General features: G+C 71.8%; 15 protein-coding genes. 11 read left to right on the top strand and 4 right to left on the bottom strand.

The window, feature by feature from the left end; genetic code table 11:
* Positions 1 to 76: 76 nt before the first annotated feature.
* Together guaA and QSK17_RS01650 are read left to right on the top strand one after the other, a co-directional pair.
* Positions 77 to 1639 carry a glutamine-hydrolyzing GMP synthase gene (gene guaA, locus QSK17_RS01655; RefSeq protein WP_502889114.1) on the top strand — a complete coding sequence of 521 codons (1563 nt, stop codon included), beginning with the start codon at positions 77 to 79 and terminating at the stop codon, positions 1637 to 1639.
* 164 nt (positions 1640 to 1803) lie between these two features.
* A complete protein-coding gene (locus QSK17_RS01650; protein ID WP_285702541.1) occupies positions 1804 to 3009 on the top strand; it encodes an acyltransferase family protein in 1206 nt (401 codons plus the stop codon).
* Here QSK17_RS01650 and QSK17_RS01645 read toward each other — a convergent pair.
* On the bottom strand, positions 2960 to 3736 hold the full coding sequence (locus tag QSK17_RS01645; protein ID WP_285702540.1) for a polysaccharide deacetylase family protein: 777 nt from the start codon (positions 3734 to 3736) through the stop codon (positions 2960 to 2962). The two genes, QSK17_RS01650 and QSK17_RS01645, sit on opposite strands and share 50 nt — an antisense overlap.
* A gap of 816 nt (positions 3737 to 4552) precedes the next feature.
* On the opposite strand from QSK17_RS01645, the gene QSK17_RS01640 reads away from it, so the two are divergent.
* The 6 genes from QSK17_RS01640 to QSK17_RS01615 all read left to right on the top strand — a co-directional run bounded on the left by QSK17_RS01640 (position 4553) and on the right by QSK17_RS01615 (position 18046).
* Entirely contained in the window at positions 4553 to 6424 is a 1872-nt protein-coding gene (locus tag QSK17_RS01640) for a glycosyltransferase family protein (protein WP_285702539.1), read from the top strand.
* Positions 6421 to 8097, top strand: coding sequence for a glycosyltransferase (locus QSK17_RS01635; protein WP_285702538.1), 1677 nt, complete (start codon positions 6421 to 6423; stop codon positions 8095 to 8097). Before QSK17_RS01640 ends, QSK17_RS01635 begins: the two co-directional genes overlap by 4 nt.
* A complete protein-coding gene (locus QSK17_RS01630; RefSeq protein ID WP_285702537.1) occupies positions 8067 to 9623 on the top strand; it encodes a glycosyltransferase in 1557 nt (518 codons plus the stop codon). The genes QSK17_RS01635 and QSK17_RS01630 overlap by 31 nt, the downstream gene beginning before the upstream one ends.
* A 90-nt stretch (positions 9624 to 9713) precedes the next feature.
* The gene (locus tag QSK17_RS01625) at positions 9714 to 13178 is read left to right on the top strand and encodes a bifunctional glycosyltransferase/CDP-glycerol:glycerophosphate glycerophosphotransferase (RefSeq protein WP_285702536.1); all 3465 of its coding nucleotides are present in this window, start codon (positions 9714 to 9716) and stop codon (positions 13176 to 13178) included.
* Positions 13179 to 13245: 67 nt separating this feature from the next.
* Positions 13246 to 16440 carry a bifunctional glycosyltransferase/CDP-glycerol:glycerophosphate glycerophosphotransferase gene (locus QSK17_RS01620; RefSeq protein ID WP_285702535.1) on the top strand — a complete coding sequence of 1065 codons (3195 nt, stop codon included), beginning with the start codon at positions 13246 to 13248 and terminating at the stop codon, positions 16438 to 16440.
* A gap of 85 nt (positions 16441 to 16525) precedes the next feature.
* Positions 16526 to 18046: a glycosyltransferase family 39 protein gene (locus QSK17_RS01615; RefSeq protein ID WP_285702534.1), complete on the top strand. Its 1521-nt coding sequence runs from the start codon at positions 16526 to 16528 to the stop codon at positions 18044 to 18046.
* Here QSK17_RS01615 and QSK17_RS01610 read toward each other — a convergent pair.
* Positions 18013 to 19566 carry a stealth family protein gene (locus QSK17_RS01610; protein WP_285702533.1) on the bottom strand — a complete coding sequence of 518 codons (1554 nt, stop codon included), beginning with the start codon at positions 19564 to 19566 and terminating at the stop codon, positions 18013 to 18015. The genes QSK17_RS01615 and QSK17_RS01610 overlap by 34 nt on opposite strands.
* Before the next feature lie 155 nt (positions 19567 to 19721).
* Here QSK17_RS01610 and QSK17_RS01605 point away from each other — a divergent pair, with 155 nt between their 5' ends.
* From QSK17_RS01605 to QSK17_RS01595, 3 genes are read left to right on the top strand one after another with little or no spacing between them, the layout of a single operon-like run.
* Positions 19722 to 20618, top strand: coding sequence for a CDP-alcohol phosphatidyltransferase family protein (locus QSK17_RS01605; RefSeq protein WP_285702532.1), 897 nt, complete (start codon positions 19722 to 19724; stop codon positions 20616 to 20618).
* A complete protein-coding gene (locus tag QSK17_RS01600) occupies positions 20611 to 21657 on the top strand; it encodes a sulfotransferase family protein (protein ID WP_285702531.1) in 1047 nt (348 codons plus the stop codon). Before QSK17_RS01605 ends, QSK17_RS01600 begins: the two co-directional genes overlap by 8 nt.
* 41 nt (positions 21658 to 21698) lie before the next feature.
* On the top strand, positions 21699 to 22739 hold the full coding sequence (locus tag QSK17_RS01595; RefSeq protein WP_285702530.1) for a sulfotransferase family protein: 1041 nt from the start codon (positions 21699 to 21701) through the stop codon (positions 22737 to 22739).
* Here the strand turns inward: QSK17_RS01595 and QSK17_RS01590 are convergent.
* Together QSK17_RS01590 and QSK17_RS01585 are read right to left on the bottom strand one after the other, a co-directional pair.
* A complete protein-coding gene (locus tag QSK17_RS01590) occupies positions 22729 to 23814 on the bottom strand; it encodes a glycosyltransferase (RefSeq protein WP_285702529.1) in 1086 nt (361 codons plus the stop codon). The genes QSK17_RS01595 and QSK17_RS01590 overlap by 11 nt on opposite strands.
* Positions 23814 to 26546: a bifunctional glycosyltransferase/CDP-glycerol:glycerophosphate glycerophosphotransferase gene (locus tag QSK17_RS01585; protein WP_285702528.1), complete on the bottom strand. Its 2733-nt coding sequence runs from the start codon at positions 26544 to 26546 to the stop codon at positions 23814 to 23816. Before QSK17_RS01585 ends, QSK17_RS01590 begins: the two co-directional genes overlap by 1 nt.
* Positions 26547 to 26656 lie beyond the last annotated feature (110 nt).

Here is a 26656-nt window from a genome sequence, read left to right as displayed (position 1 = left end):
CCTCCGCTGGCGGCGAACGGCGGATGGGCGGTGCTCCGGAAGGCCGCCGATAGACTGGGCATACCGCTCGCAGCCTTTGGGGGTCCTTCCGGTGTCTGAGTTCGACACGGTGCTTGTCGTCGACTTCGGCGCGCAGTACGCGCAGCTGATCGCACGGCGGGTGCGTGAGTGCCATGTCTACTCCGAGATCGTGCCGTGCACGATGCCGGTCTCGGAGATGATGGCCAAGAAGCCGAAGGCGATCATCCTGTCCGGCGGCCCCTCGTCGGTGTACGCCGAGGGCGCCCCGGCGGTCCCGGACGGGCTGTTCGAGACCGGGGTGCCGACCTTCGGCATCTGCTACGGCTTCCAGGCGATGGCGCGGGCGCTGGGCGGCGAGGTCGCCAAGACCGGCTCGGCCGAGTTCGGCGGCACCGAGCTCAACGTCCTCAAGGAGGGCGCGCTCTTCGCCGGCCTCCCGCCGGTCCAGCAGGTCTGGATGTCGCACGGCGACTCGGTCGTGGCCGCGCCCGAGGGGTTCATGGTGACCGCCTCGACCGCCGACACCCCGGTCGCGGGCTTCGAGCACGCCGAGCGCGGTTTCTACGGCGTGCAGTTCCACCCCGAGGTGCTCCACTCCCAGCACGGCCAGGTCGTCCTTCAGCACTTCCTGGACGCGGCGGGCTGCCGCCCCTCGTGGACCATGCTCAACATCGTCGACGACGCCATCGCCGCCGTCCGTGAGCAGGTCGGCGACGGCCGGGCCATCTGCGCGCTGTCCGGCGGGGTGGACTCCGCGGTCGCCGCCGCGATCGTCCAGCGGGCCATCGGCGACCGGCTGACCTGCGTGTTCGTCGACCACGGCCTGCTGCGCAAGGGGGAGGCCGAGCAGGTCGAGCGTGACTTCGTCGCCGCGACCGGCGTGAAGCTTCGCGTCGTGGACGCCGAGGAGCGGTTCCTCAAGGCGCTGTCCGGGGTCGTCGACCCCGAGGAGAAGCGCAAGATCATCGGCCGCGAGTTCATCCGGGTCTTCGAGGACGAGCAGCGCGCGATCCTCGCCGACGGCCCGGTCGACTTCCTCGTCCAGGGCACGCTCTACCCCGACGTCGTCGAGTCCGGCGGCGGCACGGGCACGGCCAACATCAAGTCCCACCACAACGTCGGCGGCCTGCCCGACGACCTGCGGTTCGACCTGGTCGAGCCGTTGCGCACCCTGTTCAAGGACGAGGTCAGGCGGGCCGGCGAGGAGCTCGGCCTGCCCGCCGCGATGGTGTGGCGGCAGCCGTTCCCCGGCCCCGGCCTTGGCATCCGGATCATCGGCGAGGTCACCCGCGAGCGGCTCGACATCCTGCGCGAGGCCGACGCGATCGCCCGCGAGGAGATGTCCCGCGCCGGTCTCGACCGCGAGATCTGGCAGTGCCCGGTGGTGCTGCTCGCCGACGTCCGGTCGGTCGGCGTCCAGGGCGACGGCCGCACCTACGGCCACCCGGTCGTCCTCCGGCCGGTCACCTCCGAGGACGCGATGACCGCCGACTGGGCACGCGTGCCGTACGACGTGCTCGGGCGGATCTCCACCCGCATCACCAACGAGGTCCGCGAGATCAACCGCGTCGTCGTCGACGTCACCAGCAAGCCGCCCGGCACCATCGAGTGGGAGTGATCCCGGGCTCACCGTGCGGGCGCAATGTGAAACTCACGGTGGGCGCGCTGTCGCGCAGATCTCCCCGACCGCAGGATATTGACCTGTTGCGGCAGTAGTCCGGATTCGTCCTCGAAGTAGAAATCGGGCTATTTCGCGGCGATTCGGGCGGTATTTTGGCGCGGGTGACCGTCACCCCGTCTCTCGTCGTCCCGCAGGCCGTCTCCAACCGCATGGCGTGGTTGGACGCCCTGCGCGGTCTCGGCGCGATGGCGGTGGTGGCGGAGCACATGCTGCCGTGGCTGCTGCCCGCTCTCCGGCCGTACTGGTTCAACCTCGGCATGTACGGCGTGCTGGTGTTCTTCCTCGTCAGCGGATACATCATCCCGGCGTCGCTGGAGCGCAGGGGCGACGTGCGCGCCTTCTGGATCAGCAGGCTGTTCCGGCTGTACCCGCTCTACCTGCTGGTGATCGCGCTGGTCCTGGTGGCCGCGATCTGGGTGCCGGTCCGCGAGCAGGTGCCGCGCCATGCCTCGGCGGTGGCGGCGCACGTCTCGATGCTGCTCGACGTCGTCCACACCGGCGGCCTGGCCGACCCCATGTGGACCCTGTCGTACGAGATGGTGTTCTACCTGATCGTCACCGCGCTCTTCGTGCGCGGAGCGCACCGGCGCAGCGGTGTCGTGGCCGTCGCGTTCGGTCTCGTGGCCGTCGGCGCCGGCCTCATGCTGTCCGCGCCGCTGCTGCCCGGTCCCTGGCCCGCACTCGTCTCGGGCGTCGCCTTCGTCGTGGGCCTGGTCTGCCTGATCTCGGGCCGGTTCCGAACCACCGCGGCGTACGCGCTGGGGGCGATGGCGCTTGTCCTGCTGGTCTTCGGCAGCTACGTTCCGTGGTTCGGTCTGGCGATCCTTGCCGTCATGTTCACCGGGACGGCGCTCCATCGCTGGGAGAACGGGTCGGGCGGCCTCGCGCCGGTGATCACAGCGACGGTGCTGGTGGCGGTCGCCCCGGTGTGGTCGATCCAGGCGGGCTGGTGGTGGGTCCAGCCGGACGTGTGGATCACCACGATGGCACTCGCCGGCGCGACGTTCGCGGCGGGGATGGCGCTGCGCGGCCGCTCCCTGCCGCGGGCGCTGACCTGGCTGGGCCTGGTCAGCTACCCGGTCTATCTCCTGCACCATCCGCTGCTGCGGTGGCTCAACGCCGCCGTGCACGACCTGACCCGGCTACGGATCGGAGAGCAGGTGGCGCTGGCCGTGGGCTACGTCGGGGCGGTGCTCGGCCTGAGCTGGCTGACGCACCGTTTCGTGGAGTCCCCGACGCAGCGCCTCGGCAGAAGGATCAGTCGCCGCTCAGCGGAAGCTGTTCAGGGTAGCTCCCTCCCGGGGTGAGCTCCTGGCCTTCGAGCAGCTTGGAGACCGTCACGAACGAGTAGCCCTGGCTGGTCAGGTCCTCCAGCACCGCGGACATGGACTCGATGGTCTGCTTGACGGTCTCGTGCATCAGCACGACCTCGTCCTGGTTCGCGATGTCGAGCGCCCGCCCGGTCAAGAACTCGACGTCGCGGTAGTCCTTGATGTAGTCCTGCGTGGATACCGTGCCCGGGATCTGGATCATGCCGAACTTCGCGATGATCGTGCGCGCGCCCTCGTTGATCAGTCCGCCGGGGGCGCGGAAGAGAACCGGCGCCTTGCCGGTCGTCTTCTTGATGATGTCCTGGGTCTTCTTCACCTCGTCGTAAATGGCCTTGTACTCGAGGTCAGTCAGATACTTGTGGTCCCAGGTGTGGTTGCCCAGCTCGTGGCCGTCCTTGGCGATGTTCTTGGTCAGCTTGGGGTGCTTCTTCACCCGATTGCCGATCAGGAAGAACGTCGCCTTCGCCTTGTATTTCTTGAGTACCTTCAACAGGTCGTTCGTGTACTCGGCCGGACCGTCGTCGAAGGTGAGCGCGATGCATTTGTGCGTCACGCAGTACGGATCCGCGGCCCGCTGCGCCTGCGCCTGCGCCTGTGCCCGGCTCTGGGTCTGAACCTGGGCCTGGGCGGGGGAGGCGAGGGACGCGGACAGCGTCAGCGCACATATGGCGGCAAGAGGGATGCCAAATCGATGCGATGCCATGGTGGTGCTCCTCGGGGGTTTGTAAGGCGGCATCGTAACGTGTCCAGCTGAGAATTCCCTTGAAGGGCACCAAGCGCGCGAAGGACGGGAACCCCGTACAACCCCGGTTCACATGCGAAATCTCCCCCTGATCCAGGGCGAATCCGAGTGGTGAGATTCCATCGCGGGCCGGCCGGAACGCGACCATTAGGCAGCTATGCCGCGAGCATGGCTGTATCCGTCGACAGCATCCGTCGACAGCGCCCATCGACGACATCCTCGGTGATGCTTACGGCCCTACCGGCGCTCCCGGGCAAGGCCCGGCGACCCGCGGAACCCGGGACGCCCGGCCCCGCCGTCGCATCGCCCGGTCCCGCTGTCGCGGTCGCGTCCAGCTTTGTCGCCGTGGGCGGAAACGCCGCCGTGTGCCCGTTTTCGCCGCCCCCTGAACGCCGCCGCCTGAACGCCGCACATCCTGATCGCATTCGCCGTAGGTGCGGCGCCTCGCATTCATCCGTGCCGCCCGCCGCATTAGGCCGTGACGCGCCGTTTCTCACTCGCGAATATCCGGGTATTTCCCGCGCCCGCCGGGAGGCGCGCGTAATCACTCGGTTATTCGCCACCTCCAGCAGCGGTAAATGTTGCCCCAAGGTTGGGAGGTAAACAGTCGATCCCGGAGTTCGCTTCGCGATGCTGGCTCGGGTGTCACGACGACGAAAAGCGGCACTCCTGGAGGTGGTGGACACCCGTGGTCCTGAATCGACGGTGCACGGTGGTCGAGCTCGCCCCCACCCGCCTGAGGGCGCGGAACGGCGTCACCCCGCTCTGGAGAGCCGGGTGAGCGCGACCTGGGGAGGCTGTGTCGGGTTCGGATCCCACCCGGCCCTGCTCGGCCGCGTGTGCGAGGACTTCGACGGTCCCTGGACCGTCCTGGACGGCGCCGACCCCGGCGAGTCTCCGCCCCAGGAGGCTGTCGAGCGCGCCGTCATCGCGGCCAGGACTCCGGCGGACCTGCGCCGGGCGATGCCGTTCGGCGCGCTGGTCCCGGACGCCACGCGGGTGTGCGTCCTCATCGCGGAGGCGCCGCCGTGGGCCGCCCAGCCGCTCCCTGTCGCGGGGCAGAGCGCCGCCTGGCACCTCCTGGCCGACCTGCGGATCGTGCGGCGGAGGCGCGGCTGGCACATCGAGGCGGCGTTCTCCGGGCCGGTTCCCGGAGGTGAGGTCCTCGCCCACATCCTGTACGGCATGCTCGGGGGGCGGCGGCACATGGCGCAGCCGGTGGTCGGACTGGCGGGCGAGGGCGCCTTCGGCTGGCGGCCCGGCGACCCGAACGTGGTCCTGACCGGCGTCGGAGGGCCGGTGGCCGACCGGCGGGACGCGCCGGGCTGTGATCTCGTGCTTCGCGTCACCGAACACCCGGCTCGGCCGTGGCCCGACGGGCGTATTCCGGTGGCGGACCGGACGCCGCTGACGTCCGCGCTGGACGGTCCCGCCCACCCCGACCTGCTCCCGCCGGTGGACGAGACCGTCGTCAACCCCATCGGCTTCCGGCAGAACGCCAGGGGACCGGTCGCAACGCTGGCCGGCCGGGCGGGCGGCTTCTCGATCACCAGCGGGCTCGACGAACTCGTCCGGCTGCCCGCTTCCGGCGAGCTGACGGACGTCGACGTCGCCCGGCTCCGCGACGTCGTCGGCGTGGCGGTCCAGGGCGTGGAGGCGGCCGGCCTGGTCCGGGCGAGGATCGTGGCGGGGCTCGCCGCCGCCGGCATCCCCGTGATCATGGGAGGCGACGGGATCGGTGACCCGGCCCTCGGCGCGGAGCTCTCCGACGTACTCGCGACCGTGGGCGAGGACGAGCTGACGTCCGAGCTGCGGCGCGAGGAGATCAGTGTGCGCCTGCGCCGGGCCGCGCTGAGGACGCACGGCGCGATCCCCCGCTGGCGGAACATCGCCGTCTCCGCCGGCCTGTCCCTGCCCCACGAGCCGCCCGTCTCCGTCCTGCTGTGCACTCGCCGCAAGGACATGGTCCCCTTCGCCCTGGAGCAGATGGAACGGCAGCGCGGGGTACGCGCCGAGGTCATCCTGGGGCTGCACGGGTTCTCCGCCAGGGAGGCGGGCGTCCAGGGGGCCATCGCCGACTCGTCGCTGCGGATCACCCTCGTCGAGGCGGCGGCCGGGGTGCCGTTCGGAGAGCTGCTGAACCGCATGGCCGCCGTCGCCTCCGGGTCCTTCCTCGCCAAGGTGGACGACGACGACTGGTACGGCCCGGACCATCTCGCCGATCTCCTGCTCGCCCAGTTGTACTCGGGAGCCGAGCTGGTCGGAGCCGCCGCGGAGTTCGTCTACCTGGAGCCGATCAACACCACCGTCCGCCGCCGTCTCGGCACCGAACGGTTCACGTCGCTGGTCGCGGGCGGGACCATCCTGGTCACCCGCGAGATGTTCGAGACCGTCGGCGGCTTCCGCCCCATCGCGACCACGGAGGACGGGCAGCTCCTGGAGTCGGTGGAGGCCGCCGGAGGGCGGATCTACCGGACCCACGGCCTCAACTATGTACTGCGCCGGCGCCACTCCCGGGCGCACACCTGGAGACACCCCGTCCAGGCGTTTCTGAAGTCGTACCAGGAGCAGTGGCGCGGGCTCCATTTCAACCACCTGATGGAAAGCGCTTCGACGCCCCATGTGGGCTACTGGAGGCAGGAACCGTGACATCCCCGACCCGGCAGCCGCGCATCCCGGCCAACGACCACGGAGTCATCGAGGACGTTCCCGAGCTGGGCGAGTGGACGCCCCGCCTCTCGGTGAGCGTGGTGATCCCGACCAGCGGCTCCGGCGAGACCCTTCCCCTGACACTGGCCAGCCTGGCCGCCCAGACCTACCCCCGCCACCTGCTCGAAGTGATCGTCGTGGACGACGGCGAGCGGCCGATGGCCTGGCTCCCCGTGATCCGGCCCGAGCGCACCCGGCTGATCCGCCCGGAGGCGGGGCGCTGGGGCAAGGCGTACGCCTGCAACCTGGGCGCGGCCGCGGCCGAGGGCGACGTTGTCCACTGGCTCGACGACGACCTGGTGCTCTTCCACGAGCACATCGAGGCGCACATGCGCTGGCACCATCTCGCCGGATACCTCGTGGTGCTCGGCCACCCGAGGTCCGTCGAGACCGACCCGTCCGAGCTGTCGGCCAGCGAGGTCCTGGTCGCCGCCGAGGCGGGGGCGGTGGCCAAGCTGGTCCACGAGGAGGACAGCACGCCGCAGTGGACGGAGAAACGCTGGAGCCGGACCTCCGATCTGCGGACCGCCGGGGTGGACGCCTTCTCGGTCCACGTCGGCGCCACCTCGTCGCTCCCGGCCGAGCTGCTCCGGGCGGTCGGCGGCATGGACGAGTCGCTGCCGCTGGGTGAGGACACCGAGCTGGGCTACCGGCTCGCCCAGGCAGGCGCCGTCTTCGTCCCGGACCGCGCCGCGCGCGCCTGGCATCTCGGCGGCTCCACCGTCATGCGCCGCGAGCCGGAGGTGAAGCGGCACAACTGGCCCTACCTCGGCGAGCGCGTGCCGAGCTTCCGCTGGCTGCGCAGGAGTCCCGGCCGCGGCTACCGAGTGCCGTACGTCGAGGCCGTCGTGGACGCGCGGGACGCGTCCCTCGAAGAGGTCAGGGCGACGGTCGACGGCCTGCTGGCGAGCTGGACCCCCGACGTGTCCGTACGGATAACCGGGCCGTGGAGTCGGCTCGGCGACGGCCGCCGCGCGCCGCTCGACGACTCCGACCTGGATCTGCGGCTGATCGGCGCGGGGTACGAGGGAGATCCCAGGGTCACGCTCACCGAGGACCTGCCCGAGTCCTGCTTCCCGACCCCGTTCCGGTTTCACTGCCCGGCGGGGTGGGTGCCCGGGCAGGCTGCGCTGGGCCGCCTGGTCGCGTTCGCCGACAGGAACACCCTGGGCGTGCTCTCGCTCGCCCTCGACGAGCGGGACGAGGTCGTTCACGCGCGGCTGGAGCGCACGGCGGCGCTGAGCCGGGCGCGCCTGGTGGCCGAGCCCGGCGAGGACCTCGACGACGTGATCCATGAAGTGTTCGGCACGCTCTGGGACGTCGGCGAGAAGTGGGGCATCGTGCGGTCCGAGTCCGCCACGACGGTCAGCCCCGAGCGGCTCCAGGCCGAGCTGGAGAAGTGCCGGGCGAGGTCGCTGGTGCTGCAGGACCGCGCGAACCGGTGGCGCAGGCAGGCGACGCGCGGCCAGGCGACGCGCAGGAGATGGCGGCACGCGAGCCGCCGCGTCACGCGGATCCTGATGCGACGCGTGGCGCGGCCGGTGATGCGCCGGGTCGCCCGCCCGGTCGAGCTTCGGATGCCGTGGGCCGCGTCGGGGCGGGGGCGGTCGTGACCGCCCCCGAGATCACCGCCTCCCCGATGAGCGACTCCCGGATCGGTGCCCGCGAGGTAGGCCTCCCCGCGGTCGGTGTTCCCGAGATCAGTGTCATCGTGCCGGTACACGACACCGCCAGATGGCTGCCGGACGCCCTCGCCTCACTCGACGCCCAGGAATGCCGCGGCCGGATCGAGGTCGTCATCGTCGACGACGGGTCGGCCGACGGCTCGGGCGCGATCGCCGAGGCGTACGCAGGGAGCCGTCCCTCCGTCCGCCTCGTCCGGCAGGAGAACGCGGGGCTCGGCGCGGCGCGCAACCGCGGGATGGCACTGGCCTCCGGCCGCTACCTCGCCTTCCTCGACTCCGACGACCTGTACGCCGAAGGCGGCCTGGACGCGTTGCTCGCCTTGGCCGTACGGCACGACGCGGACGTGGTGATCGGCGACATGCGGGGCATGCCGCCCGGGCCGAGCCCGGCGTGGCGGCGCGAGCTGGTCGCCGGCGAGCGGGTCGTCGGCTCGGTGGCCGAGGCCCCGGACATCGTCGGGAACCCGTCCGCGTGCAACAAGATCTTCCGCCGGGAGCTGGTGACCGCCAAGGGGGCGAGGTTCTCCGAGGGAACGGCGTTCGAGGACGTGCTGTTCACGCTCTCGCTGCTGCTCGGGGCACGGCGCCTGGTCCTGACCGATCGGCTCTGTTACCGCTACCGCAGCAGGGACGACGGTTCCTCGAGCATGGACTCGCGGGGCCGTCCCGAACGGATCGAGCAGCATCTCGCGGTCATCGAGCGGCTCGTCGGCGGTCTGGCCGATCAGCCGCCCGCCGTGCGCCGGGCCGTCGTGCGCTGGACGGGCTACATGCAGCTCCATTACACGCGGAGGGCGGCCTCCGCGCTCGGTGACGAGGAGCTGGCCGGGTTCGCCCACCGGATGTCGGTCCTGCTCAAGGAGATCGCGCCCGAGGTGGTGGCCGAGTTCGTGACCAGCCTCGGTGGCGGGCTGCGCGCGGTCGGCGCCTACCGCGGCGACCCGGAACTGATCAGGAGGCCGGTGTCGTCCGCCGCGCTGCGCGTCCTTTCCGGGCGCGTCTACCTCGACGTCCCGGAGCTGGACCGGTTCGGCGACCTGCTCATGGTCCGGCCGCTCTCCGCGGTGATCTCCAGGATCGGGGTGGCGGGGGAAGGCGCACTGATCAGGGTGGACGGGCACGTCAACGCCCCGGGCCTGCTCGCCGTACCCGGAGAGGAGCGGCCCGACCTGCTGCTCCAGCTCGGCGACACGGTCCTGCGGCGGCGGATCCGGGTCACCAGGGCCAAGCCCGGGCGCTTCGCCTGGTCGTGCGACTTCGTGGGCGACGACCTGCCGCCGGGAGACAGCGTCCTGCGCCTGATCGCCCGCGACCGGTTCGGCTCCGAGACGGCGCTCCCGCTGACGGTGGCGGAGAACGCGACGGCCGCCGTGCGGCTCTCGGTGACGACCGGCCGGGGGACCGTCTTGCGGCGGCTCGGCAGCGTCGTGCGCAGGAGGGCGCGCATCGGCTGAGCGGCCGCCGAAGGCAGCCACCCGCCGACACCTATCCCGATATTTCCGGTCATCGTCCGGCGATTCCCGACGACCTCGAAGGATCCGCCCGTGCCTCGCGTGAGCGTCATCATCCCGATCTACGACGTGGAACAGTACCTCGCGGCCTGCCTGGAGTCGGTCGCCGCGCAGACGTGGCACGACCTGGAGGCCGTCATGGTGGACGACGGCTCGACCGACGGCGGCCTCGGCGTCGCCCGGCGCTTCGCCGAGCGCGACCCCCGGTTCCGGCTGGTACGGCAGGCCAACGCGGGGCTGGGCGCGGCGCGCAACACCGGACTGCGGCACGCGACCGGCGAGTTCGTCTGCTTCTTGGATGGCGACGACCTGCTGCCGCTCCACGCCGTGGAGTACCTGCTGGCCGGGCTCCGGAGGACCGGCTCCGACCTGGCCACCGGAAACGTCCGGCGGTTCAACGCGCGCGGGGCCCGGCCGTCCGCGATGCACCGGGAGGTCTTCGCCGAGCCCGCGTCCGCGACCCACGTCAGCGCGCGGCCCGCGCTCCTGAAGGACCGGCTGGTCACCAACAAGCTGTGGCGCCGCTCGTTCTGGGACGCGCACGGCTTCGGCTTCCCCGAGGGCGTGCTGTACGAGGACACCTCGGTGGCGCTGACCGGCCACTTCCTGGCCCGCTCGGTGGACGTGCTGCCCGCGCCGGTCTACCTGTGGCGCGAGCGTGACGGCGACCGGCCCTCGATCACCCAGGAGAAGACCCACGTCAAGGGCGTCGAGGACCGGTTCAGCGCGGTGGCGTCGGTCCGCCGCTTCCTGGCGGAGCACGGCCTTGAGGAGCACATCCCCGCCTGGGACCACGTGGTGCTCGACCACGACCTGGTCAACTTCCTGGACATCATGGACACGGCGCCGGACACCTTCCGGGACCGGTTCCTCGATCTCGCCGGGGCGTACCTGGAGGGCGTCGCGCCGTCCGTCGTCGCCGGACTGCCCACCGCCCGGCGGCTCAAGTGGCACCTGGTCGGCGAACGGCGGCTCGCCGACCTGCTGGAGGTCATGGCCTGGGAGAAGCGGGTACGGCCCGGCGATCAGGTGGTGCGGCGGCTGCGCGGCCACTACCTCGACACTCCGCTCCTGAACCGGCGTGACATCCCGGCCGAGATCTCGCGGCTGCGCGGCGAGCTGTCGCCGGTGACCAGGATCGACCAGGTCCGGTGGGAGGACGGCAGGCTGGCCGTCGAGGGGCGGGCGACGCTCCGCCACCTCCGGCCGACCAGGCGCTTCCACCAGCAGGTCTTCGCGACCCTCGTCCAGGAGCGGACCGGCCGCCGGGTCCGCGTCCCCGCCACCGTCATCCGTACGGCCGTCTCCACGAAGCAGGGCAGGCCGCGCGGGCGGCGCGACTGGGGCGGGTTCCGGCTCGTCATCGACCCCCGGCGTCTCGGCGACGCGAGCGACGGCGGCACGCGGTGGCGGATCGAGCTGCATCTGATCCACCGTGGCCTCATGCGGCGCGGGCCGCTGGCCGACCCCGACGCCGCCTTCGTCGAGCAGGCGGGGGCCCGGAGCCTGGGATCTCGCGGATACGTCACGCCGTCGCTGACCGAGGGGGGCGTGCTCGCCCTGCGGGTGGAGACCGAGGTGGCCCGCGTGACCGGCCAGGCCGTACGCGACGGTCGCCTCCTCCTGCACGGCGAGGTGGTGGGGGAGCTGGGCCCGCAGCCGGTGCTGCGCCTGACGCGCGAGCCCGGCGGGGTCCCGCTGGCCCGGCCCGTCACCACGGACGGCCGGACCTTCGAGGTCGAGGTGGACCTGGCCGACCTTCGCCCGGCGCGCCGGCTCCGCTTCGACGGCCCCGAGGCCGGGCTGCTGGACCAGCCCGTGGAGTGGCGGGCCACGATGGACCGGGCGGGCGGGGCGGTGACGCCGGTGACCGTCGCCGACGGTCTGGCCCCGCAGCGGTTCGGCTGCGCCGACCGGGAGATCGTCGTGCTGCGCGAACCTTCCGGCGAGCTCGTGCTCAGGGACCAGGCCGCCGCCGCCTTCGCCGAGTACGCCGAGTGGCTGGCCGGGGGCGAACTCCTGGTCGAGGGCGAGTTCGCCGAGCCGTACGACGGGGCGCGAACCCTCGTGATCACCTCTTCGGACCGGTCCGTCGAGCGGCTGGTCCCGATGGACGGGGCGGGCACCCGGTTCGGCGGCCTGCTCGCGCCCGAGGGCGTGGACACCCCGGCCGGCCCGCTGCCCCTGCCCAAGGGCCGGTACGGCCTGGCCGTACGAGCAGGAGGGCGCGACCTACCGGTGGAGTTCGAACCGGACTTCCCGATGGTGCTGGAGACCGCGCGGCGCAGGTTCGAGCTCGCCGCCGACGGCACAGGACGCGCGGTGCTGACGGTGGGCGCCGACCTGGCGGCGAGCGAGCGGGGCAAGAAGGCGCAGCGCACCCTGCGCCAGGAGGTGTATCCCGCGATGCGGGACCGCCCGCTGCGCCCCGAGGTGTTCTTCAGCAGCCACGGCGGGAGGCGGTTCTCCGGCAGCCCTCGGGCCGTCTACGAGGAGCTCAGGGACCGGGGCGCGGACCTCGGGTTCCTCTGGAACGTCCGGGACGGACAGGTCGCGCTGCCCGCCGGTGTCGAGCCGGTCCGGACGGCCGGGCGGGAGTACTACGAGGCGCTGGCGCGCTGCCGGTACATCGTCGTGGACGACCACCTGCCCTCGTGGTTCGAACGGCGTCCCGGTCAGACGGTGCTGCAGACCCGGCACGGCTGCGTCCCCGTCCGCGGCGAGCACGAGGCGGGCCGGTGGAGCCACCTGCTCTCGCCCGGCCCGAGCTGTACGCCCCTGCTGCGGGCCGCCCTCGGCTTCGGCGGGGAGATCCTGGAGACCGGCCTGCCGCGCGGCGACTTCCTCAGGAGCCCCGGCCGGGACGTGGCCGCCGCCGAGGCCGCCCGCAGGCTCGGCCTGCCCGAGGGACGGAAGGTGATCCTTTACGCCCCGGCCCGGCGAACCGCTCGGGAGAAGCCGCGACTCGACCTGGAACGGATGCGGGCGGCCCTGGGGGACGACCACGTCGTGCTCGTGCGCAGGCATCCCTCGCTCGCCGCCCAGGCTCCGGTGGTCGCCCCCGGGGACCCCGTCGGCGACTTCGCCTACGACGTGTCCGCCCATCCCGACGTGCGGGAGCTCTATCCGCTCGCGGACGTCCTCGTCACGGACTACTCCTCGGCCATGTTCGACTTCGCGTCGACCGGCCGTCCCATGCTGTTCTTCGCGTACGACGTCGAGGAGTGGGCGGACCGGTTCCCCTTCGACTACGAGGCGGAGGTGCCCGGCCCGCTGCTGACCACCACGGACGAGGTCGTCGAGGCGATCGAGCACGTCGGCGAGGTCTCCGCGAAGTACGCCGGGCTGTACCACGACTTCGTGGCGAAGTTCTGCCCGCTGGACGACGGCCTGGCCGCCCGCCGGGTGGTCGACCAGATCTTCGGGGCGACGGCGGAGCGGGCACAGGAGCAGGAACAAGAACGAGCACAGGAGCCCGCACAGTCAGGTCAAGGATGACCCAAGCCACGGTAAGGCGGACGACGTCTGCGCGGCCCCGCCGGATGGTCACGGGCATTCTGGCCGCGTGCGTACGGCTCCCAGACTCTCGGTGATCGTTCCGTTCCACGACGTGGAGGAGCACTTCGAGCAGTGCCTCGCCTCGCTGCGCGCGCAGACGCTCACGGACGTCGAGTACATCCTCGTGGACGACGGATCCACGGACGGCGGGCCGTCCATCGCCAGGGCGGTCGCCGCCGCCGACCCCAGGTTCACGCTGATCAGCGGGCCGAAGAGGGGAGCCGGGCCGGCCCGCGACGCCGGGATCGCCCGCGCCGCCGGCGCCTACCTCGCGTTCGCGGACGGCGACGACATGGTCCCCGCGGACGCGTACCGGACCATGGTGGAGACGCTCGACGAGACCGGATCCGACCTGGCCTGCGGAGCGGTGACCCGGGTGCGGCGGGACGGGACGGTCAAGTCGCGCGTCGTCGCCCCCGGGTTCCGCACGACCGTGCCGCGCACCCACGTCAGGGCCAACCGCGACCTGCTCCGGGACCGGCACGTCACGAACAAGGTGTTCCGCCGGTCGTTCTGGGACGCGCACGGCTTCACCTTCCCCGTGGGGCTGTACCAGGACGCGCCGGTAGCGATCCTCGCGCACGTCCTGTCGGCCGCGACCGACGTGCTCAGCGACGTCGTCTACCTGTGGCGCTCGCGGCCGGGTTCGGCGCGCGACCGCCGGGGTGACCCCGAGCGCGTCGCCCGGTCGCTCGCGTCGGCCGCGACGGTGTCGGCGTTCCTGGCCACACGCGCGCGCAAGCTGCGGCGGCGGCACGACCAGCACATCGCCGAGACGGAGTTCCCGCTCCTCCTCGACATGCTCGCCACGGCGCGGGCGGGGGTCGCGAGGAGGCTGTTCGAGAGCGCGCGGACGTCCATCGACGCGCTTCACCCCGCCGTGGCCGACGAGCTGCCCGCGATCCAGCGGCTCCAGATCCACCTCGTACGCGGCGGCATGGCCAAGGAGCTGGCGGTCGTCCAGCGGTTCGCGCGCACGGAGATCGACGATCACGGCGTCGTACGGCGCGGCCTGCGCGACCCGCGCTGGTACTTCGACTACCCCTTCCGCGGCGATCCCCGCGTCCCCGACGAGATCTACGAGGCCGGGCGGGAGCTGCGGGTCCACGCCATGGTCGACGACGTACGCCCGACCGGCGGGCTCCTGCGGATCACCGGGCACGCGTACCTCTCCCGCGTGGACAGCGGTCTCTGCGAAACCGAGGTCTGGCTCGGATCCGACGACCGGCGGGTCCCGCTCAAGGCGCACCGCGCCGAGCGGCCCGACGTGACCGCCGACTCCCGCCAGTCCGCCGTCTCCCACGACAGGTCCGGGTTCGTCGCCGAGGTCGATCCGGCCTGGATCACCGAGGGGTCGTGGACGCTGCACGCCCGCGTGTCCACGCGCGGCGTCACGCGCGCCGAGCGCGCGGCCGTGCACCAGGACGCGGGGGAGCGCGCCTTCCGGGTGGGGCACCTCCAGGTGTCCCTCACCCGGGAGGGCGGCCTCGTCCTCACCACCGGCTCGGCCGGTTCCGCGTCCGGCGGCGCTGACGGTCCCATGATCACCAGCGTCCGGTGGACGGACGCGCACGAGCTGGTCCTGACCGGGGAGGGCGACGGCCGTACGAACCCGGCCGCCCTCCTGCTCGCGGACTGGGGCTCGGGCGAGCGGCACGCGTGGCACGTCGCGTGGTCGGGCCGGCGCTTCGCCGCGACGATCGGAGCAACCGCGGACGGCCTTCCCGTGCGCAGCGGGCGATGGCGCGTCCTCCTCGGCGACGAGCCGCTCGTGCTCGGCCCGGAGCTGCTCGCCGCGCCGCCGGAGCCGCATACGACGCCGGTGCACCGGATCTCCTTCCTGCCCGGTCTCGGCGGGGAGCTGAGACTGCTGGTCCGGCCGGCGCTGCGCCCGGACGAGCGCGGCAGGTACGCCCTGCGGAGGCTCCGCGGCACGCGGCGCCACCATCGCGCCCGGATCAGGGACGTGGTGCTGTTCGACAGCTACGGCGGCGGCCAGTACTCCTGCAACCCCCGGGCGATCTCGGAGGAGTTCCAGCGGCGCGACCTCGGCCTGGACCTGATCTGGGTCACCAGGGACGGTCAGTTCGCCGTCCCCGAGGGGGTCCGTACGGTCCTGTACGGCTCCCGCGAGCACGAGGAGGCGCTCGGGACCAGCCGCTTCGTCGTCGCCAACCGGCGGACGCAGCCGTCCTGGTACGCCGCCCGGCCGGACCAGATGTTCGTGCAGACCTGGCACGGCACCCCGCTCAAGCGCCTGGGCCGCGACGTCAAGGGAAAGCCGCTGGCCAGCCGCGACATCTACGAGGGGCTCGACCGCTACGCCGCGATGTGGGACCTGCTCGTGTCGCCGAACCCGTTCTCCACGCCGATCCTGCGCCAGGCCTTCGGGTACGAGGGCGAGGTCCTGGAGTCGGGTTACCCGCGCAACGACGTGCTGCTGCGGCCGAGCCACGGCCGCCGGGTGCGCCGGGACCTCGGTATCCCCGACGGCACGCGCGTGGTCCTCTACGCGCCGACCTGGCGCGACGACGAGCACGCGCGCCGGGGGCGCGCCCGCCTGACGCTGGACGCCGGGCGGGTCGCCGAGGCGCTCGGCGAGGACAGCGTCCTGCTGGTCCGGTCCCACTACCTGATGGCCGGGCGGATGGCGATGCCCACGCCGCTCCTGGATGCCGGCAGGGGACCGCTCGGAGGCCCGGCGAGCCCGGAGGCCGCCGGAGAAGCGCTCGGCGGGCGCGCTGTCGATGTCTCCAGATTTCCCGACATGGCGGACCTGCTGGCCGCCACGGACGTGCTCGTCACCGACTACTCGTCGGCGATGTTCGATTTCGCCTGCACCGGAAGGCCGATGGTCTTCTTCGCCTACGACCTGGAGCGATACCGCGACCAGGTCCGGGGTTTCTACCTCGACTTCGAGCAGGAGGCCCCCGGCCCGATCGTCCGCACGTCGGACGAGGTCGCCGACGTGGTCGGCGAGGCGCTGCGGCACGTGCAGCCCGCAGAGCCCGTGGAACCTGCGGAGTACGCGCAGTACGCGCAGTACGCGCAGTACGCGCAGTACGGGCAGCACGGGCAGCACGGGCAGCGCGGAGGTCGCCACGGCCTCGCGGCGGCGGCCTACCGGGACTTCGCGGTGCGGTTCTGCCCCTACGACGACGGACACGCCTCGGAACGCGTCGTCGACCGGATGCTGTCCTGATGTCCTCCCACGGTCCCAAGGCCGGGGGCCGAACGACGGCTCCCCGCCGGCCGAGGTTCCGGGTCTTCCTGCTTAAGGAGTCGTGATGAGCCTGTCACCGACCGGCGCGCTCGCGCGCCCCCTCCCGCTTCCGCGCCTCCGCGGCGGCGCCGGCCGCCTGCTCCCCGGCCTGCCCGGCCTGGTGGCCCTGGCCGTGGGGCTGTGGCGCCTGGACGGCCCGCCGATCTGGCGGGACGAGGCGGCCACCATCAGCGCGGTCACCCGTACGCCGTCCGAGATGCTGGACCTGCTGGCCAGGGTGGACGCGGTCCACAGCGCCTACTACGCGCTCATGCACGTCGTGGTCGGGCTCTTCGGCACCGGCGATGTCGCCCTGCGCCTGCCCTCGGTCCTCGGCGGCGTGCTGGCCGCGAGCGGGCTCGCCGTCCTCGGCCGCTCCCTGGGCAACCCCCGCGCCGGCCTGTACGGCGGGCTGCTTCTGGCGGTGATGCCGATCTTCTCCCGCTACGTCCAGGAAGGCCGGCCGTACGGGATCACGATGGCCGGGACCGTCGGGGTGACCCTGCTGCTCGTGCGCGCGGTCCGCGCGCCCTCCTGGCGCTGCTTCCTCCTGTACGGCACGGCCCTGGCCGGGCTGGCCTACCTGAACCTGTTCGCCTTCCTGGTCGCCGGCGGGCACGGCGTGTACGTCCTCGCGGAGGCGTGGCGGGGACGCCGCCGGTCCGCGCTGCCGGACGCGCGGGGAGTGATCGGGCGCTGGCTCGGGGCGGCGGCACTGGCGCTGGCGGCCGTCCTGCCGCTGGCGTGGTTCTCCTCGGAGCAGAGCGCACAGGTCGGCTGGATCCGGCCTCCCGCCCCGGAGGACCTGCGGCTGCTCGCCATCGGGATCTTCGGTGACGTGGGCGTCACGGACTCGGCATGGCCGGGGATCGCGCCGCTGGTCCTCCTGCTCGCGCTGTACGGGCTCACCCGGTGCGGCGCGATCGCCCGGCTGGCGCTGCCCTGGCTGCTGGTGGCCCCGCTCACGCTGCTGGCCGTGTCGTGGGCGGTCCACCCGCTCTTCGTCTTCCGCTATGTGCTGTGCTGCGTCCCCGCCGCCGCCCTGCTGGCCGGAGCCGGGCTCGCCGCGCTGCCGCGCCGGTTCGCGGTGCCGCTGCTCGCGGCCGGGATCGCGCTGGCGGTCCCCGGTCACCTCACGACCCGGGGGCCGGACGGGCGGCAGGACAACCCCGACCCCCTCATGGCGGTGCTGAAAAGCGCGGCGCGGCCCGGCGACGCGGTCGCCTTCGCCCCCGGCCTGGCGCGCAAATACACCCTCGTCTATCCCGGGATCTTCGACCGCCTGGACGACGTGCTGCTGCGCAGGTCACCCGAGCATGACGGCAGCTTCTCCGGACAGGATGTGGGCCGCCGCGCCCAGGCCGCGCGCCTGGACGGCGTAGGGACGCTATGGGTGGTCGGCTACGCCACGAAGATGCAGGCCACCGGCTGGGGGGACGACCTGTTCCCCGCGTCCTTCGAATGCACCGGACACTGGGTCTCCGGCGGACTCGCGGTGGCCCGCTTCCGGAATCAGGACAGCTCGAACGAGTTCGGCGTCGGGTAGTACGCCTCCAGGAAGCGCATCAGCAGCGCGTCCTGCTCCTCGGTGGTCGGCGCGGTGTCGTTGAGGCAGAAGGCGTCGTGCTTGCGCTTGGCCAGCATGCGGCGCAGCTTGGCCGGGGTCTCCTCCAGCGCCAGATCGACGTAGGTGTACTCGATCATGCCGGGCGCCGCCCGCCCGGTCAGGTAGCCGTAGTAATGAATGAGTGACGACACGACCGAGATATCACTGGACTTGCGGAACGCGCCGCGCGCCGTCGCCGTGAAGTCCTCGGCGAAGCGTTCCTCGACCTCGTACATGAGGGAGCGGCGCAGGGCGTAGGGGACGTGCTTCATCTTCTGGGTGAGCGTCCGTCCGGACAGGTCTTCCAGGATCCGCCGGTTGTTCATGCCGGCCGCGTGGACCGGGGATTCCTCGTCCGCCGGAGAGCCGAACGGCACGTGCACGATGCTCGGGAAGAAGTGCGGCATCCCGTTCCCCTCGAAGAACGTGTGCGCCGGCAGCGGCCGCCCAAGGAAGAAGTCGTCGTTCAGGTAAAGGAACTGCTCGGACAGCCCGTCGATGTGGTGCAGCTGCGTCTCGATCGCGTGCGAGTTGAACACCGGCAGCACGGACGGGTCGCTGAAGATCTCCTTGTGGTCCACGACCGAGATGAGCGGGTCCGAGGTGTTCAGCCAGGGAGGCCGCTGCCCGTCGGTGACCACCCACACCCGGTTCACCCAGGGCGCGTACGTCAGGAGCGAGCGCAGCGAGTAGCGCAGCTCGTCCCTGCTGACGAAACGGGCGTCGGTCGTGGCGAGCTCGCTGAGCCCGCCGGTCAGCGCCAGGTCCCTGCGGGCGCGCCAGGCCGGATCGGAACCGTCCACCCACGTGTAGACCGCGTCGATCGGGAAGTCGATGTCGTCGACCAGACGGCGGGTGAACTCCGGCCGCGTGGGATAGCCGCCGATGCTCCGTGACGGCGAGACGAGGTTGTTGAACAGCTCCTCGCCGCCCTGGACCGTCTCCCCGTGCAGGGGCACGACGTCGCACGACCGATTGGGACGCGGCGCCACCAGCGTGTCGCCCTCGGGCGACCAGAACTCCAGGTCGCAGCCGTACTCGGCGCCCAGCGTGAGGGTGTGCGACGGGCTGGTGAAGTAGAGCGCGAGCCGCACGACCCGGGCGTTCTCCAGCGTCCCGGCGCGGCGGAGCGGGCGCATCTCGCCCACCTCCGCCGACCGCTCGCCCCGCCTGCCGTACGGCTGCCGCCCGGCGAGGAGCGGCCGGCCGCAGCGGGCCAGAGCTGACAGCGCCTCTGACCGGTGGGTCTCGGGGACCGCCACCGCGGGCGGCCTTCCCCGCGGCGGGCGCACGCAGAAGTACGGCACGCCGGCGCCCGCGAGCGCCGAGCACACCAGCCCGAAGGTCTCCCGCTGAGCCTGTAGCGGGCTCGCGTCCTCCCTGATCAGCGCGGTGTCCGGTGTGGTTCCCCCGGCGACCAGGCGCTTTCGTAGCCGTTGATACAGCGTTCCAACCGGCATGATCTCCCCCCGGATACAGGACTGTAACCGATGTCACTCGCGCTCGCCGGACGCTTTGACGAGGTCGGTGGGAGAGTCAAGAACTGGCAACGAGTTGACCTCCCTAGCACCGAGTCGCATGTGCCTGGCTACTCCCCGTAGTCATGCTTGCGTGCATGGGACGCTTCACGCTGGACGATGTGCTGGCAGTGCGTAAGCCCAGGGACTCGTGGTGGACCGTCTTCCTGGTCGATCCGATCGCCTGCCGGCTCGCGCTGCTGGTGGCCAATCACACCTCGATCACGCCGAACGGGCTGACCCGCCTGTCCATGGTGCTCGGCCTCACCTCGGCCGTCTGCTTCGCGCAGGAGTTGCTGATCGCGGGTGCGGTTCTGTTCTTCGTGAGCTTCACCGTCGACTGCATGGACGGCAAGATCGCTCGGCTGAAGGGCACCGGGACACCGTTCGGGCTCTGGCTGGACTACGTAGGCGACCGCATCAGAGTCCTCTGCTGCTCGTTCGGCATCGCGTCCGCCCTGTACGCGCGGACCGGTGACATTGTCTACGTACTGGCCGGCGCCGCGGTGGTCGTTCTCGACCTGTTCCGCTACATCAACGGCCCGCAGCTCAAGCGGGTCCGGGACAGCACGCGGGCGGCCGCCAGAGAGAGCGCGGGCGCCGAGTGCGTCTTCATGGACGAGCTGCTCGGCGCCGCCCCCGGAAGCAGCACCGAGCAGGTGCGGCGCGACTTCGAGCGGACCGGCGACGAGGACGGCCGGGAGCTGGTCGACCTGCAGAGAGGTTTCCGCGCGCAGTTCCCCTGGTACGACCGCGTCCGCAGGTTCCTCGTGGCGCATCGCGTCCGCTCGCACCTGATCAGCGGCATCGAGTTCCACGCCGCGGTCTTCGTGATCGGTCCGGTCCTCGGCGCCGTGGCCTGGCTGTGGACGTCCGCGCTGGTCGGCGCGTTGCTGCTGGCGTTCGAGTGCATCCTCATCTACCGAGCCTGGCTGGCGAGCAGAGAGGTGCCCCGCGCTGTGTCGGTAAGGGAAAGGGAGAAGGTTCTTGTCTGAACGGCCGATCTTCGTTGTAGGGTGCCCGCGCTCGGGTACCACCCTCCTCCAACTGATGTTGCACGCCCATCCGCGGCTGGCCGTGCCGCCGGAGACCCGCATCGTCGTCCACGCCTACAACAGGCGCCACAAGTACGGCGACATGCGGCAGGCCGCCAACAGGCGCAAGCTCGCCGAGTGGATCGTCGACGGGAACCGCACCCAGTTCGAAGACCTGGGCGTCGACCGCGACACGTACATCACACGGGCCATTGAGGGGCCGGGCAGCCTCGGCTCGGTCGTCGGCCTTGTCTACCAAATGTTCGCCGAGCGGTTCGACAAGCCCCGCTGGGGCGACAAGCGGCCGCCGTACATCCGCCATCTCGACGAGATCCTGGCCATGTTCCCCGACGCCCAGATCATCCACCTGATCAGGGACGGCCGGGACTGCGTGGCCTCGCTCAAGGAGATGCCGTGGTTCGGCGAGGACGTCTACCACGCGGCGCACCGCTGGGCCGAGGCGATCGACCTCGGGCGGCGGGCGGCGCGGAAGTTCGCACCCGACAGCTACCACGAGCTGCGGTACGAGGAGCTGACCGCCGATCCGGAGCACGCGCTGACCCGGCTGTGCGCCTTCATCGGCGAGGAGTACCACCCCGCGATGCGAGAGCCGTACCGGGTCGCGGACGTCGTGCCGGATCGCAAGACCTGGCATGTCAACACCCGCTCGGAGGTGACCACGGAACGGTCGGGCACCTGGGCCGAGCGGCTGGAGCCGTGGGAGATCGGGCTGTGCGAGTCGGTGCTGGGGGAGCGCCTGCTCGACCAGGGCTACACGCTCAGCGGAGCGCCGCAGCCGGCCCGGGAGCACCTGGCGGCCTACCGGAAGGTGGAGTCGCGCTTTCGCTGGAGGAACTGGCGGAAGGGCATCACCGAGCGGATCGACCGGCTACGTGAGCCCGGCCCGGTGGCGGCGCTGCTGACCGAGGGACAGCGCGCGCTCGCGGGACTTCCGGAGCGGACAAGCCATCGGCCGCCGCACCGCGTCGGCGCACGTTAGTCGCCGCACGCTGAGTTTCCAACACAGGGGGATTGATTTCCATGCAGTCGGACAGGCCGATCTTCGTCGTCGGCTGCCCGCGCTCGGGCACGACGATGCTGCAGCTCATGCTGCATTCCCACCCGCGCATCGCGGTTCCGCCGGAGACACGGTTCCTGGTCCCGGCCTACTTCTCGCGCAAGTCGTACGGAGACATGCGGCAGGCGGAGAACCGCCGCAGGCTCGCGGAGTGGATTGCCAACGGCAGGAACACCAAGTTCCGCGAGCTGGGTCTCGACAAGGCCGAGTTCGTCCAGACGGCGATGATGGGGCCGGGCAGCTTCGGCTCGGTCATCGGGACGGTCTTCAAGAGCTACGCCGAGCGGTTCGGCAAGCCGCGCTGGGGCGACAAGCGGCCCAGCTACTTCAAGCACGTGGACATGCTGATGCGCATGTTCCCCGACGCCCAGTTCATCCACCTGATCAGGGACGGCCGTGACTGCGTCGCCTCCCTGAAGGAGATGCCCTGGTACACGCTGGACAGCTTCCACGCCGTGGCCAACTGGGCCGAGGCCATCGACTTCGGCCGCCGTAACGCCCGCCGGCTCTCCGAGGACACCTTCTACCAGCTCCGGTACGAGGACCTGACGGCCGAGCCCGAGCGGGAGCTCAGGAAGCTGTGCGCGTTCATCGGCGAGGACTACGACCCGGGGATGTGCGAGCCCAGGCACGTGGCCCGCGTCGCGGTGCCCGCGCACAAGGTCTGGCACCGCAACACGCACGGCGACGTCACCACCTCGCGCGCGGGCAGCTGGTCCGCCCGGCTGGAGCCGTGGGAGATCGCGCTTTGCGAGGACGTGCTCGGCGAGCGGCTGGCGGAGTGCGGGTACGAGCTGAGCGGAGCGCCCAAGGCGGAGCGCCAGCACATCTCGGCGTACAAGGCCGCCGCGGGCAAGCGGAAGGCCGCGCGCTGGCGCAAGCGCAACCGCGACCTGCTGGTCCGCCTGCGCGAACCCGGCCCGCTGGCCGCCCTCCTGACCGACGGCCAGCGCACCCTCGCCGGCGTCCCCGCGACGCGTCCCCGTGAGCTCGTCAACGGCTGACGTGCTCCAGCAGCGACGTCCATCGGTCGAGTACGTGTTCCAGCCGGAACCGCTCCGCGTGCAGGCGGGCGGCGGCACCCAGCCGCCGCCGCTCGTCCGCGGAGCCCATCAGCCGGGACAGCGCGGCGGCGAGAGCCGGGACGTCCGCCGGGGGGACGAGCAGGCCGGTCCGTTCCGGCAGCACCAGCGCGCGGACGCCCCCGGACACGTCGAACGCCGCGCACGGCACCCCGTACGACGCCGCCTCCCCGATGACCAGCGGCAGTCCCTCGTGCTCGCTCGACAGCCCCACCGCTGAGGCCTTGAGGTACTCGGCCGGCATCCCCGCCGCCGGTATCCGCCCCCGGAAGATCACAGTGCTCGCGACGCCCTCGGCCGCCGCGTGTAACCGGAGCCGCTCCACTTCCGGCCCGTCCCCGATCAGGTGCAGCTCCCAGCCCGGGTCCCCTCCCGAACGGCATGCCCGGGCGAACGCCGAGATCAGCCGGTCGAACCGCTTGACCCCGGACAGCCGCCCCACACCCAGGATCCGCCGGCCGCCGACGGACGACACCGTCGGCGGCCAGCCGGGGAGCGGGTTCGGCAGATGGCAGGCGTTGGGCAGCAGGGCCGCCTCGGAGAACCGCCTGGCGTCGTCGGCGCTGAGGAACACCGCCTGGTCGAGCTCGCCGTAGTGCGCCCGCACCGAGCGGAAGTGCCACGAGCCGACGGCGTGGTCGAACGACCCGTGATACTGCCCGATGCCGAGATCGCGGTGCGGCGTCAGCAGGTCCCGCATCCTGGTCACCACCCCGGGTGAGGTCATCACGACATAGCAGGGGCCGACGTCGGCGAGCAGTCGCGTGATCGCCCGGCGCTCGGCCCGGCTCCGGGACCGTCCGGCTGGTTCCGTGCTGAGGACGTGGTGCTCGTACGCGGGGTGCTCGACGTAGCGGACGGGGTCGGCGGACCGGTGCAGGCCGGCCACGTGGACCTCGTAGCCGCGTCCGGCGAGGCCCTGCGCGACGGTGTGCGTAACGCGCTGGATCCCGCCGAGGGTGTCGGCGTCCACGCAGGCGAACAGAACGGTCCTCATCAGGCCGGCCGCTTCCGGACGAACCCGGCGAAGAACACGTCGACGACGCGGGCCGCCGCCTCTCCCTTCTCCCGGGCGCACCACATGCGGCGGAAGGCCGCGTATCTCTCCGCGTATCTCTCCGCGTCTCGTGCCGCGTCTCGTGCCGCGTCTCGTGCCGCGTGTCGCGGCGGGCGGAGGTCGCGGAGCACGCGGATCAGCTCCTCCGTGGTGGTGACGCACGGGCCGGGGGCGATCTCGGTCAGGTCGTGGTGGAAGCCGCGCTCGACCCGGCGGTACTCCTCCCAGTCGTCGGTGAACAGCACGATCGGCTTGCCGGTGACCGCGAAGTCGCACATCACCGATGAGTAGTCGGTCAGCAGCACGTCCGCGGTCAGCATCAGGTCGTTGATCTCGGGATAGCCTCCCGCGGGCCGGACGAAGTGCCGCAGCCGCTCGGGCACCGCGTACCGCTCCACCGGGTGGGTGCGCAGGACCAGGACCCATTCGGGGAACAGCTCGGCCGCCAGCCGGTCGAGGTCCACCCGGACCGACCGGCCGGAGAGCTTCGCGCTGTCCCGGTAGGTCGGCGCGTACAGCAGGACCCGGGCGCCCTCCTCGATCTCCAGACGCTCCCTGGCCCGCGCCGCCGCCGTGGCGTCCCCGCGCACCAGCACGTCGCAGCGCGGTGAGCCGTACCGCAGCAGCGGGCCGACGTACTCGTTGGCGGGCAGGAAGATCCGCTCGAACTCCGCGCTGGGGGCGACCAGGGCGTCCCAGCGGGCCACGTTCGCGCGCCACTCCTCGCGCGGGCCGGGGAAGTCCCCGCGCAGGTCCGGCGAGTTGAGCCCGACCGGCTTGGAGCCCTGACCGTGCCACGTCTGCAGGTAGCGGGTGCCGGGCGGTTTGGGGAAGCCCAGCGGCATGCCGTGGCTGTCCACCCACCACCCGGCCCGCGCCATCGTCCACAGATAACGCCAGCTCATCCGCCGGACCTTGGTCACGTCGCGGGGGAAGTTCCGCCGGTTCGCCGACACCGACCAGACCGACCTGAGCGGCAGCTTCCTGCGGTGGATCTCCTCGTGGATGTACCGGGGATGCCCGGTGTAGCCCCTGCCGCAGTCGGCCTCGAACAGCACGAGGTCGCGCCGCCGGGGAACGACCCGGATCAGGCGCTTGTAGATCCTGAGCTTGAGGTTCCGGTCACTGGTGCGCCTGATGACCGCCCGGCGCAGGGCGAGCAGCCGCGGCACCACCTGCCGGAACGGCCCGCGCCGCTCCCACACCGTGCGCAGGAGGGCGCTGTCGCCCTCCGGGCGTACGGTCACCCGGTGCGTCGGCGTGGACGCCGTGAGCGGCGGCAGCGAGGGATCGGCGAGCAGGCGGTCACTGGTGCTGTGCCCGTCCGCGCGGGTGAAGACGAGCTTGGGGTCGTGGAAGCCGGCCCACCAGAAGGGGCCGGGATTCGCCTTCGTCAGATCCACGCGGGCCCGGATCAGGTAGCCGCCCTCCGGGTGCTCCCGCGGCGAGAGTCGTACGCGATGGGCGCCGACGACGAGGTGGGCCGTCGTCGGGTGGCGGTCGAGCACGGAGAACGGGTCGTAGGTGCGGATCGTGAGGGACAGGACGGAGCGGGTCAGCGACGCCTGGGTGACCTCGTGCCTGATCCGGGTCGCGGAGAACGGCAGCTCGGCGAGCCGCATGGCCGTGATGTCGAGGTCGGGGTCCGCGTCGGCGCCCCAGTAGGTCCGCCCGTCCCGCGTGACCGCCTCGCGGGGAGCCGCCCTGCCCCCGGTCAGCGACCGCGCCGCCACACGCAGGTCCTCGATCCGGTCGGCGAGTATGAGCCGCGCGCACACCCTGATCATCGGTTCCGCCCGGTCCAGCACGCCGGGTTCGAGCGCCGCGAGGTACGGCCGGACCACCGCGGCGAAGTCCTTGGCCCACACCGCGTCGAACCTCGGCAGCGCGTTGAGGTAGACCCGGAGGTCCTGGGCGACGAACCGGTGCTGTCGCTCCGGTACGAGGCCGGCCAGGCCGCCGCGCCGGAGTATCCGGTCGGCGGCCTCCGCCGCGACCACCCGGTGCCGCACGTTGTCGATCGCGCCGAGGCGGAGCGAGATCGACACGTCATCGCCGGGCGCCCGATGCCACAGGTAGACCGGCCACGGCACGACCGCGAACCGCTTCGCGGCGCGGTAGAGGGCGGCCGTGAAGATGTGGTCCTCGTAGAGCACGTCCTCGCGGAACCGCAGGCCGTGCTCACGCAGGAAGCCGAGCCGGTAGAGCTTGTTGGTCGAGAACCCGTCGAAGAACATCGCGGGGTCGGCGGCGATCCCCGGGACGACCCGCCGTCTGCGGAAGAGCGAGGGGTAGTAGGGCGTCGTCTTGCCGGTCTCCTCGATCAGCCGCGAGATCTGGCCGGTCACGAAGTCGGCGCCGGTCCGCTCGATCTCGGTCAGCAGGCTCTTGCAGGCGTGCCGCGGCAGTTCGTCGTCGCTGTCGAGGAACATGATGTACGGCGCGCGGGCCGCGTTCATCCCGGCGTTGCGCGGCGCTCCGCAGCCGCCGCTGTTGGATCTCCGGCGGATGTACCGGACCCGGGGCAGGTCGCGGACGACCTGGGCGGTGCCGTCGGTGCTCGCGTCGTCCACGACGATGATCTCGATGTTGCGCAGCGACTGGTGGAGGAGCGAGCCGACCGCCCTGGGGAGCCGGGCGGCGTCGTTGTAGGTGATCACGACTATGGTCACGTCCGGCCGCACCGCCATGCGAACCCCCCGAATGCCGGTTTCGACACTCGGGGTGTTCCCCTACGCTCAGGTGGCTTGTCCCGGTTCGGGAGAAGATGACGGGATTTTTG

The sequence above is a fragment of the Microtetraspora sp. NBRC 16547 genome, assembly GCF_030268965.1.
Lineage (GTDB): Bacteria > Actinomycetota > Actinomycetes > Streptosporangiales > Streptosporangiaceae > Microtetraspora.
This window is presented reverse-complemented; position numbering and strand designations above follow the sequence as displayed.